The 11,453-nt window shown below is 37.0% G+C and carries 10 protein-coding genes; 1 reads left to right on the top strand and 9 read right to left on the bottom strand.

From position 1 onward, the window contains the following. Window positions 1-84: 84 nt before the first annotated feature. The 6 genes from HMPREF2811_RS03845 to HMPREF2811_RS03820 all read right to left on the bottom strand — a co-directional run bounded on the left by HMPREF2811_RS03845 (window position 85) and on the right by HMPREF2811_RS03820 (window position 8,148). Window positions 85-864: an enoyl-CoA hydratase/isomerase family protein gene (locus HMPREF2811_RS03845; RefSeq protein WP_071408182.1), complete on the bottom strand. Its 780-nt coding sequence runs from the start codon at window positions 862-864 to the stop codon at window positions 85-87. A 24-nt stretch (window positions 865-888) separates the two neighbouring features. Further along, a complete protein-coding gene (locus tag HMPREF2811_RS03840) occupies window positions 889-2,076 on the bottom strand; it encodes a thiolase family protein (RefSeq protein WP_071408181.1) in 1,188 nt (395 codons plus the stop codon). Between the two features lie 25 nt (window positions 2,077-2,101). After that, on the bottom strand, window positions 2,102-4,357 hold the full coding sequence (locus tag HMPREF2811_RS03835; protein WP_071408180.1) for a 3-hydroxyacyl-CoA dehydrogenase/crotonase FadB: 2,256 nt from the start codon (window positions 4,355-4,357) through the stop codon (window positions 2,102-2,104). A gap of 31 nt (window positions 4,358-4,388) precedes the next feature. After that, on the bottom strand, window positions 4,389-5,594 hold the full coding sequence (locus tag HMPREF2811_RS03830) for an acyl-CoA dehydrogenase FadE (RefSeq protein ID WP_071408179.1): 1,206 nt from the start codon (window positions 5,592-5,594) through the stop codon (window positions 4,389-4,391). A 26-nt stretch (window positions 5,595-5,620) separates the two neighbouring features. After that, window positions 5,621-7,156 carry a long-chain-fatty-acid--CoA ligase FadD gene (locus HMPREF2811_RS03825; RefSeq protein ID WP_071408178.1) on the bottom strand — a complete coding sequence of 512 codons (1,536 nt, stop codon included), beginning with the start codon at window positions 7,154-7,156 and terminating at the stop codon, window positions 5,621-5,623. A 728-nt stretch (window positions 7,157-7,884) separates the two neighbouring features. Continuing rightward, window positions 7,885-8,148, bottom strand: coding sequence for a type B 50S ribosomal protein L31 (locus tag HMPREF2811_RS03820; RefSeq protein ID WP_066126293.1), 264 nt, complete (start codon window positions 8,146-8,148; stop codon window positions 7,885-7,887). A 242-nt stretch (window positions 8,149-8,390) separates the two neighbouring features. Between HMPREF2811_RS03820 and HMPREF2811_RS03815 the strand changes: the two genes are divergently transcribed. Then, window positions 8,391-9,455, top strand: coding sequence for an AbrB family transcriptional regulator (locus HMPREF2811_RS03815; protein WP_071408177.1), 1,065 nt, complete (start codon window positions 8,391-8,393; stop codon window positions 9,453-9,455). 99 nt (window positions 9,456-9,554) lie between these two features. Here the strand turns inward: HMPREF2811_RS03815 and HMPREF2811_RS03810 are convergent, their stop codons facing one another. From HMPREF2811_RS03810 to HMPREF2811_RS03800, 3 genes are all read right to left on the bottom strand, one after another. Next, window positions 9,555-10,685 (bottom strand): sodium ion-translocating decarboxylase subunit beta, encoded by a 1,131-nt coding sequence (locus HMPREF2811_RS03810; protein ID WP_071408176.1) that lies wholly within the window; start codon window positions 10,683-10,685, stop codon window positions 9,555-9,557. A 10-nt stretch (window positions 10,686-10,695) separates the two neighbouring features. Further along, window positions 10,696-11,055, bottom strand: coding sequence for a biotin/lipoyl-containing protein (locus HMPREF2811_RS03805; RefSeq protein ID WP_066126287.1), 360 nt, complete (start codon window positions 11,053-11,055; stop codon window positions 10,696-10,698). Window positions 11,056-11,119: 64 nt separating this feature from the next. After that, entirely contained in the window at window positions 11,120-11,452 is a 333-nt protein-coding gene (locus HMPREF2811_RS03800; RefSeq protein ID WP_071408175.1) for an OadG family protein, read from the bottom strand. Window position 11,453 lies beyond the last annotated feature (1 nt).

Genomic DNA, 11,453 nt, shown 5'->3' with positions numbered 1-11,453 from the left:
CGCTATTAATTAATGAACAATAATCTTAATTAAATTGATCAAGTTTATGCCCAGCCACTCGTAATGAGTCTTTATCTCCCTATATTAAAAGTTGGGCTGTCTCTTATTTAAAAATGCCTCTACGGCTTCAAAATGATTGGCTTGTTTAGATGCCTCATGCATATATTTTGCTTCTAATTGATTGAATTCATCTAATGCTGGATATTCGATGATAGCCATCATTTCTTTTTGGTAAGCATAGGCAATATATGGCCCTTTTGCTAGTTTTTGTGCTAATTTTAAAGCTGTCGCATAAACCGTTTGATCAGGAACGACATCATATGCTAAACCATATTCCTTTGCTAATGAGGCATTGATTGTTTCATTTAACATTAGATGACGACGTGTACGAAAACTACCAACCGCACGATACAAGCGATAAATTAATCCTGTATCTCCCGGTAAGCCCATATTTGAAAATCCGGGTATTAATCTTGAGCTTTCGCCAACGATGATAAAATCACAAGCCATCGCCAACCCAAAACCTGCACCTACTGCAAAACCTTCTACAGCTGCAATGACGGGCTTTTTATTTTTTATAATGGCTTCAATCATATAACCTGTTTCCCTTACTGTATCATAAGGAATATGTGTTTTTGTTTCAATCGCTACCTTAAACTGGGTAACATCACCCCCAGCACTGAAGTTGTCTCCAGTGCTGGTAATGATAATGACTCTAACCTCTTCATTGTCTTCAAAAGATTTCATCGCTTCCATTATTGCGCGATAATTATCTTTTGATAAAGCATTACCATATTTTGGACGATTAATCGTTAAGGTGGCGATAGAATTTTCAATATTGATCAATAACTCTTGATTTTCCATTCTAATCCTCCTGTGTCACGGATACTAGTGAATATATTCAAAAATTCCGGCTGCTCCCATTCCGACACCAATACACATTGAGACAATGCCATATTTTGAATCTGGACGACGCTTCATTTCAGCTAACAAACGTGCTGTTAAAATAGCCCCTGATGCACCTAGTGGATGTCCTAATGAAATTGCTCCTCCGTTAACATTAGTAATTTCTTGATTAATTCCTAATTCACGCATAGAAGCTAAAGCTTGAGAGGCAAAAGCTTCATTTAATTCAATTAAGTCAATATCATCTAAAGTAAGTTCTGCTAATTTTAATACTTCTGGAATTGCATAAGCTGGTCCAATCCCCATTAATTTAGGATCTACCCCTACAGCTTTAAATCCAACAAACTTCGCAATCGGTTTAATACCCAATTCTTTTACTTTCTTGCCTGACATTAATACTACGAATCCGCATCCATCACTAATTTGTGATGAAGTCGCTGCTGTTACCGATCCATTTGCTTTAAAGATCGTCGGTAATTTCGCTAAGCTTTCCATATTCGTCCCCGGACGAATGCCTTCGTCGGTTTTATATTCTTCCTTCGTTACTACCGGGCCTTCAGCGGTATAAGTCACTTTGTTAACTTGTACTGGTATAATTTCATCTGCTAAGCGACCTGCTTGTTGGGCAGCTAAAGCACGTTGATGACTTTGGACGGCGAATGCATCTTGATCTTCGCGTGAAACACCATATTTTTCAGCCACGTTTTCAGCGGTTAAGCCCATTGGCGTTCCTGCTCCGACTCCTTCTCTTTGTAAAGTCGGGTTATTAGTTGGTTCATTTCCTAACATTGGCACGGCACTCATAAACTCAACGCCACCTGCTACTAACACATCGGATTGCCCAGCCATAATCGAGTTAGCTGCTGTTGCAATCGTTTGTAAACCTGATGAACAGAAACGATTGACTGTTTGACCAGCAACGGTATAAGGTAATCCTGCTCTTAACGCAATCGTACGAGCAAAATTATTTCCTTGTACTGCTTCTGGGTAAGCACATCCTACAATCACATCTTCTATTAAGTTTGGATCGAATGGTCCTTCGATACGATCAATGACCCCTTTTAAAACTTCAGCCGCAATATCATCAGGACGGTCATTGGCAAATGCTCCGCGTTTATTTCCTTTTCCTACAGCTGAGCGGCCATAAGAGACAATGTATGCTTCTTCCATATTTTTCCCCTCCATTGTTCATCCATTAATTTCTTAACGGCTTTCTAGTTTTTAACATATGTGCAATACGTTCATATGTTTTTTGATTTTTCGCTAAACGTGTGAATTGGGCTTTTTCTAAGCTTTGTAAGTATTCTTGATTAACGAGTGTCCCTCTTGGCACCTCGCCACCTGCTAATACTTCGGTTAATGCTAACGCAATTTCCATATCGTAATCACTAATAAAATGACCTAATCTCATAGAATCTAATTGCCCTTCAACCACACCGATGAAGTCTGTGCCTAAAGCTGCAAAAGTACGTTTTGTACGTGGAACATAGCCGGCATTAGCCTCAAAGCGAACACGGTCTAAAGCCACATCAACACGACGATCACCGTTCATAATGATGGTATCTGTTGGTTTCAAGAATAAGTTTTCTTGCGCTTCATAAGCATTCATCACCACTTTAGCTTGAGCCACATTCATCACTACTTTGGCTAAGGTTTGAATTTTGTTAGACGTTTGATCATTACCAATGGTTGCGCGTTCAGCTAATTCTGCTAAACCTCCACCACCTGGAATTAAACCAACACCCACTTCTACTAAACCAATATAGGATTCAGCTGCTGCTACAACAAATGGTGACGCTAATAAAATTTCTGCTCCACCACCTAAAGCACGCCCTTGAGTTGCGGTTGCGATTGGTTTAGTTGCATAACGCATACGATTGACAGCATTATGTAATACTGAAATAGTACCTCCAACTAATTCATCTACTTGCTCTTGTTCGATAGCTGCTTTCATCATTAACAAGTTCGCACCTAAACTGAAGTGTGGCCCATCAGAATAAATAACCATTCCTGAATAGTCTTCATTTTCTAATGTATCAACTGCTTTAATTAAATCCTCGCATAAACCATCAGTAATCGTATTATTCGGTGTCTTAAACTTGAACAATAATTGATCCGTGTTGACAACACTAAATCTTGAAGCCTCTCCATCCCATAGATCTTTTTCAATTTTCTCTTCAATCGACGTCGTTTGTTCTAAGCGCTCACCTGGTTGGTAAAACGGTTCAGTACGATTCGCTACCCATTCTGGTAAAGATCCATATTCTTTTGTTAAGCGTTCTTTAACACGTTCGAATCCCATTAAATCCCATAATTGGAATGGTCCTTTTTGCCAATTGAAGCCCCAAACTAAAGCACGGTCGATATCTTTATAATCATTCGCTGCTTTTGGCACATTTAATGCTGAGTAATAAAACGATGCTGCTAAGGTTTCCCATAAATATTTTCCAGCTGGATCGTCACTATTAAAGATAATATCTAAATTATCTTTTAATTTACGACCAAATTGAGCTAAAATAGGTAACGCTGGCATTTCCACCTCTGTATATTCTAATGTATCCGGTGAAATAACTAATTTTTTGCGACCTTCACGCTTGTAAAATCCTTGTTTTACTTTATTACCTAATAAACCTTTTTCTAATAATTTTGGCATTAAGTCTGGTAAAGTGAAATGTTCCGTCTCACTTGGATTCATCATGATACCTTTAACTACTGAAGTTGCAATATCTAATCCAACTAAGTCTGATAAAGCATAGGTTCCCATTGGGCGTCCAATAACTTTTCCAGTTAAAGCATCTGCTTCAACAACTGATAAACCTAGTTTTTCAGCTCTGGCCATGTTGTCCGCCATTGCATGCGTACCAATACGGTTAGCGATAAAGGCTGGGACATCATTTGCTGTTACAACTCCTTTACCTAAGCCATTAATTGCAAAGTCACTCACCACTTCCATTGTAGCGTCACTTGTTTTTGAATTAGGAATTAATTCTACTAATTTCATGAAGCGTGGTGGATTGAAGAAGTGCATTCCTAGGAAGCGCGCTCTTTCATCATCTGATAAGACTTTAGCAATCATTTCAATTGGAATACCAGAAGTATTAGTCGCTAAAATGGCTGTATCCTTCGCTACGGAAGCGATTTTCTTCCAAATATCATGTTTAATTTGGATATCTTCCTTTACTGCTTCAATAAATAAATCAGAATCAGAAGCTTCTTTTAAATTATCATCAAAGTTTCCATAGGATAAATTCCCTAAAAACTTTGCATCATATAACATCGGTTTTTTACGATCATTAATGCGATCATACCCCATTTTAGATAATTTATTTTTATCATTTTGATCAATTACTACGTCAAGTAATTCTACTTGAATACCGGCGTTAACGAGAAGGGCCGCGATTTGCGACCCCATCACGCCAGCACCCAATACGGTTGCTTTTCTAATGGTCATATTATTTCCTCCTCGTCATCTTGTAGCACTTTTAGTTAAATGCTGCTTCACCTGTCATTGCTCGACCAATGATAAGTGAGTTAACTTCATGTGTTCCTTCATAAGTGAAAACTGCTTCAGCATCTGAGAAGAAGCGTGCAATATCGTAATCTGCTACGATACCATTACCGCCACAGATACCACGTCCCATTGCTACTGATTCTCTCAAGCGTAATGAGTTAATCATTTTACCAATCGACGTCACCACTTCATTGTAATCGCCTTGTTCTTGTAACTTCGCAATATGGACACATAATGACATTGCTTGTGTTAAGTTTGCTTGCATCATTGCTAATTTTTCTTGAACTAATTGATAACTTGCAATCTTGTTACCGAATTGCTCACGTTCTTTAACATATTTCAAGGTTGCTTGTAAAGCTCCTGCCATTCCACCCGTTGCCATGAACGCAACAGCTGCACGTGTTGAGAATAATACTTTGGCAATATCTTTGAAGCCATTAATGTTTTGTAGACGTTTTGATTCCTCTACTTCAACATTCGTTAACTTAATATTACAGTTAGGAACGATCTTCAACGCAATTTTATTTTCAATCACATCAATTTCAACACCTGCTTTTTCTCTTTCAACAATGAAGCATTTTGGTTTACCTGTTTCTTCATCACGTGCATAAACTGGAATGACATCCGCTACAATTGCGCCACCAATCCAACGTTTTTCACCGTTTAAGATCCATTTATCTCCTTCACGACGAGCAGTAGTATCTAATCCCCACGCTACGTCTGAACCATGCAATGGTTCTGTTAAAGCGAAACAAGTTCTTAATTCATGAGAAGCTAATTTCGGTAAATATTCTTTACGTTGTGCGTCATCCCCACCGAATAAGAATGAATTAAATCCTAATCCTGAGTGAACACCTAATAAAGTAACTAAGGAAATATCAAAACGAGCTAAAGTATAAGTGAAGAAGAATTCAAATAATTGACTTGGTGCTTTCGCGCCTTCACGACCTTCAAATAATAATGGGTTTGTTTTATAACCTAATTTTCCTAAATCTTCAAAGAAGCCTTCTGGTACTGTACAATTAGTCCAATGTTTATTTAAATCTTTACGATACTTACTTTCTAAAAGTTCTACCAATTGCGCTAAAACCTTTACTTCTCCTTCGGTTAAATCAGCAGATAATTTTAAAACATCCTCAGGATATAATCTATTTAATAATTCTTGTTTAGTTGACATAATAATTTCCTCCATATTCGTATTATTTATTTATTGTGATTAACAGGATCATCAATTTCTTTTGCGTATTCATTCATCATCCGTTGAATTTCTAAACGATCAGGTTTACCAACTGAATTCAATGGGATTTCTTCTAGTACTAAGTATAGTTTTGGTACTTTATACCCTGCTAAGTTTTTCATCATAAACTCATCTAAAGCCGCTTCAAAGTTTTCATAATCGCGTGCTTCAGGGTTTAAGATAATGGCTGCTGATACTGACTCTCCATATTTCGGATTATCATATCCCACTACCAAGCCACTCTTAATTAATGGATGTTTATTAAGAATCGCTTCTACCTCAGAAGGTAAAACATTCTCGCCACCGGTAATGATTAACTCTTTCAGACGATTAACAATTGTTATTTCACCTTTTTCATTACGAGTTGCTAAGTCACCCGTTCTAAAATACCCCTCGTGGAAGGCTTTTTCATCTTCTTCAGGTAAATTCCAATAGCCTGCAAACACATTGGCACCCGCTACTAATAATTCACCCACTTCGCCAACTCCAACTTCTTCTAATTGGTCATCAACAATCTTAATCTTGCCATTCATTAATGGTTGGCCAATAGCTGCTGGATTTTTTTTCGCAAATTCCTTACGATTGAACGTTACTAAAGGCACTTCAGATAAACCATAAATGTTCATAATGGGTTTGCCCATTTTTTCAAAAGCTTGCGCAATTTGTGGTAATGGCGGCGCGCCACCAGAAACAATTAAATCAACACTTTCTAAAACATCTGGTGCAAAGTCAGGTGATGCAAGCATCGCATAATACATCGTTGGAATCATAATTAAAGTATTTGGACGATACTCACGAATCATACTATTTAAAGTCTGAGCATTAAAATAGCGTTCTAATACAATCGTTCCACCTAACATTAAAACAGGAATTAACATATCAACAAATCCGATAATATGGAATAACGGCACATTGATAATAACACGTAATTCCTCCGTTAAGTTAAATGATAAAATCTCGTTAAAGGCGTTATTACGATAACTTTGATGCGTATGAAGCACCCCTTTAGGTGTTCCGGTTGAACCACTTGTGTAGATTAAGAATGCTGGATCATTCAACTCAAGATCTACAGATTCAAATGGATGGTGATTAGCTGGATTGACAATCTCATCATACTCCGGTAAATCAATGTTTAATTTAATGTACTCTTTGGGAACATTTTCCAAACGGTCTTCATGGTTAACAGCGTTTACGATGAATTTCGTTCCTGAATCTTCAACAACTTTCGCAACCTCTAATGGCTTAAGACGCCAATTTAATGGGATGAATACAGCTCCCATCTTAATACAAGCAAAGAAAAAATCGGCAATCGCAACATCATTTGGTGCAAATACCCCCACTCTATCTCCTCTTTGAACTCCTTGCTCAACAAGATAATTCGCTAAGTTCTCTGCACGGACATTCAATTCATGATAAGTCCATTCTCTTTTTTTAGCTGGCTCAATAATCGCAACTTTATCACTATGAGTCACAGCTCTCACTTTAATCCAATCGAAGTTCATACAATACCTCCTCTTTAATAAATGTAAACGCTGTTTTGTTTACGCTTTCATTATAGCAAGTCTTTGCCAATAAAAAAAATAATTAATATTCAGACTTACTATAAGCTGAGCTAATAGTATAGTTTTTATTCACAAGTCAATAATAATTCATGCAGCGGCTCTTATTCACGATCATTGGTTGTTATATCAGTGTTTAACAGTTAATTTGTATTCTTATGTTTAGTTATAAATATTAATTATCACAATGTGGTATATAAAATGAATTAGTAAAACTTATATCTAGTGGTGAAAAAGTCTAGTTATTCAACAATATTTTCACTATATTTTTGGGATGGGCATAAACTTGATAAATTTAGTCAAGTTATCATTCGTTATTTAAAAGCACAGTGGTTGAGTGGTCTCAAAGTGCGTCTTAATGTAGCTGAGATTAATCTTGAAAAATTCAGTCAAATTAATGCACGTTAATTTATAGCGCAGGGGTTGAGTGGCCTCAATCGTCTTTCGACTTGTTTGAGGCCTACTCAACTATGCGGGGGTAGGCCGACGAAGGAAAATTATTCAATTTTCTACTTCTGGTCCACTCCCATTTCTTCAAAAAACACCATTATGTTTGAGTACTTTTCAAAAAAAGTTAGTTAAAAGTTAGTACGAAGCACAAAAAAAGGTCTACCACATAACATGGTAAACCTTTAAAACGTTGATATATCAATGTTTTTAAGCTACTAGAATTAATTTGCAGCGTTGTTGTCTTTGAAACCGTATTTTTTGTTGAAACGATCCACACGACCATCGGCTTGAGTGAATTTTTGACGTCCAGTGTAAAACGGATGAGAATCTGAAGAGATTTCAACACGGATTAATGGATAAGTATTACCGTCTTCCCATTCAACAGTTTCATTTGATGATTTAGTAGAACCTGATAAGAATTGGAAACCAGTTGAAGTATCCATAAACACGACTTTTTGATATTCTGGATGAATTCCTTGTTTCATAATTTTCTTCGTCCTTTCTGCCCTAATCTATTTGCTAAATTAGAGTTATTACTGTGCATTTTGCAACATTATTATAATACCATGACATCTTCTTGAATGCAAAGATTTTTCGATAATTTTTTACATCAATTTGCATTGAATGTATTGGTCATTGAAATTTAGAGCTTAAATCCAATCTAATGTATATGATTAGCCGCTATAATGTTATAATAATAAATATAGTTCTTTAAAGAGGTGTTTGAATGATTGAACAAATTGCACTCACGTTATCGATTGGCTTACTAGGTGGCCTATTATTTAAAAAACTCAATATTCCAGCTGCTTTCATGATTGGCAGTATGGTGATCGTGGCCATCATCAATGTTTTATTTGGTAACCTTTATGTGCCTCGTAACTTAAAGTTATTTGCGCAAATCTTAAGTGGCGCATACATTGGTCAATTGATTAATCACTCTGACTTAGAAAATCTTCCTAAAATGCGTAAACCCGTCGCTTTGCTTTTAGCTTTATTTACATTCAATATGATTTTAGTTGGGTTTATCTTTCATTTTGTTTTTAAATTTGATTTAGTAACAGCGCTACTGATGTGCTTACCTGGTGGTATCATGGATGTTTCACTTATGAGTATTGATATGGGCGCTCAAGCAGATGTCGTAGCTTCAATGCAAACCATTCGCTTAGTCGGAATGCTCCTTATCTTGCCAAATTGGATTAAGTTTATTTTAAAACGACTCAATGCGACGCCAGTTCAAAATGGTAGCAATAAAACGACATCTAGCGATCACAAACAATCCCACCCACCTATCAAAAATGATCTCTATGTTATTTTCATCTCGCTAATCGGAGGTATTATTGGTTACTATTCACAATTACCAGTAGGAACACTAATCGGTGCTTTAATCGCTTCGTTATTAATCAAATTATACGGTGGTAGTCAACCTTTAAGACCCGCTCTTAGATATACCGCTCAAATTTGTGCTGGTTCCATTATTGGGACGACCTTTACTCATGAGAGTCTGCTAAATATGTTTAATTTAATTATGCCAGCAATTATTTTATTGGCCTCTTATTTAACGCTCAATTATTTCTATTCTATCTTTATCTATCGCCGGGGACTCATTGATTTACAATCAGCCTTATTTTCTTCTTCTCCAGCTGGCGCAACTGATATTTCATTGATTGCCGGAGAATTAGGAGGCGATTTGGCTAGAATAGCGAGTACCCAAATTATCCGAATGCTCTATACAATTATTGTCCTACCCAATGTGGTAAAACTCATCATCTGGTTAGCATCATTATTATCATAACAAATACCCTCAAACGGCTCCCGCTCCCTTTGTCCTTATCCGGATTTAGGAGGCAGTAGAATTCAGCCTTTTGAGGGTATCATTTTATTCATTTAAACTCTAACTAAACATCGCTAACAAGACACCCGCCACAATAGCGGAACCAATTACTCCGGCCACATTCGGTCCCATCGCATGCATCAGTAAGTAATTGGATGGATTCTCCAATTGTCCTTCTTTTTGTACCACTCGAGCAGCCATTGGCACAGCTGAAACACCGGCAGCACCAATCATTGGATTAATTTTTCCACCAGTAAATTTATACATCACTTTACCGATTAACACACCTGAAGCAGTCCCGAATGCAAAAGCAATCAATCCTAACACGATAATTAACAAGGTATCCGGTGATAAGAAGATTTCGCTAGTAGCGGTTGCTCCGACGGTTGTTCCTAATAAAATCGTTACAATATACATCATTGAATTTTGTAATGCATCGGTTAATAACGGTACTATTTTACTCTCACGCAATAAATTTCCTAACATTAACATCCCTACTAAAGTCGTCGCACTAGGCACTAGTAAACTAACTAAAATAGTTACAACGATCGGAAAAATAATTTTTTCTGTTTGAGAAACTTTTCGTTGTTCCTCCATCACAACATTCCGTTCTTCTTTAGTCGTTAATGCTCGAATAATCGGTGGCTGAATAACAGGCACTAAAGCCATATAAGAATAAGCCGCTACCGCAATCGCTGGTAATAAATGTGGTGCCAAGCGCGTTGTAGTAAAAATGGCTGTCGGTCCATCCGCTCCGCCGATAATGCCAATGGAAGCCGCTTCTTGGGGCGTCATTCCAAATAATAAGGCAAGGAAAAAGGCCGCAAAAATACCGAATTGTGCAGCGCCTCCTAATAGGATCGTAATCGGATTCGCTATTAACGGACCGAAATCCGTTGCGATACCTAAGCATAAAAATATTAAGGGTGGATAGATTCCTAACTTAGTTCCTTGATATAAATAATATAATAACCCTCCTGGATCGATGCCATTACCTGGGTCCATAATACCTGAAATAGGTAAATTACTAAGTAACATCCCAAAGGCAATAGGAATCATTAAATACGGTTCATATTGCTTTCTAATCCCCAGATAAAGCAACACACAAGCTATCACAATCATAATAAAACTCTTACCAGAAAGAGCAGCAAATCCGGAGTTAGTAATTAATTCACTGATAATTTCTAACATATCATCCCTCCTACATTACGGCTAATTCTTGTTTCGTTTCAACTTGTTGCGATTCCGTCACTAAAATTGATTTGATTACACCATCTTGAGTGGCTTTTATTTCATTTTCCATCTTCATTGCTTCTAGAATAAATAAGTTATCGCCTGCTTTGACACTTTGGCCTTCTTTAACTAATATTTTCATAATCACACCACTCATCGGGGCGCTGACCACAACTCCTTCTTGATTGCTTGTTGTAGAAGCAACAGGGGTATCATTTGTTTTGGCAGCTGATGTTTGAGGCGTTACTTCAATTGTTTCATCTGCTTTTAATTCTCGTAAACTCACTTCAAACACTTCATCATTAACCACTACTTCATATCTTTTCATGAAATTCATCCTTTCTGGATTGTTTAATTTTATTTTAAAGAAGCATCCTCATTCATATCGGTTGCTATTTTTTTATAACAGAAACTACTTCAAAACGCTTATCTGGTTCACCTTCACTCGCATGGGCTAATGCCGTTAACACCGCTACTCTTGCTAATTTATCTTCTTCAAACAAGCTCTTTTTTGACAATGCATTTGAACTTGCTGACGGATAGAGTTGCGATGGGGCACTTTTGTTTGCTCCTTCTGTTTGTTGCAAAACATCTTGTACTCGCTCGTATTTTTCCACCAATTTACTCACGTACTGTATACAAAACATGATTAAAATAAGTGTAAAGGCCACCATTAATATGGCAGAGACTGTTAAATTTATTCCATCAATGATTGTAAATTCCATC

Origin of the sequence: Globicatella sp. HMSC072A10, from assembly GCF_001811625.1 — a bacterium.
Classification (GTDB): domain Bacteria; phylum Bacillota; class Bacilli; order Lactobacillales; family Aerococcaceae; genus Globicatella; species Globicatella sanguinis.
The sequence above is the reverse complement of the archived record's forward strand: the minus strand, read 5'-3'. Positions and strand labels throughout refer to the sequence as shown.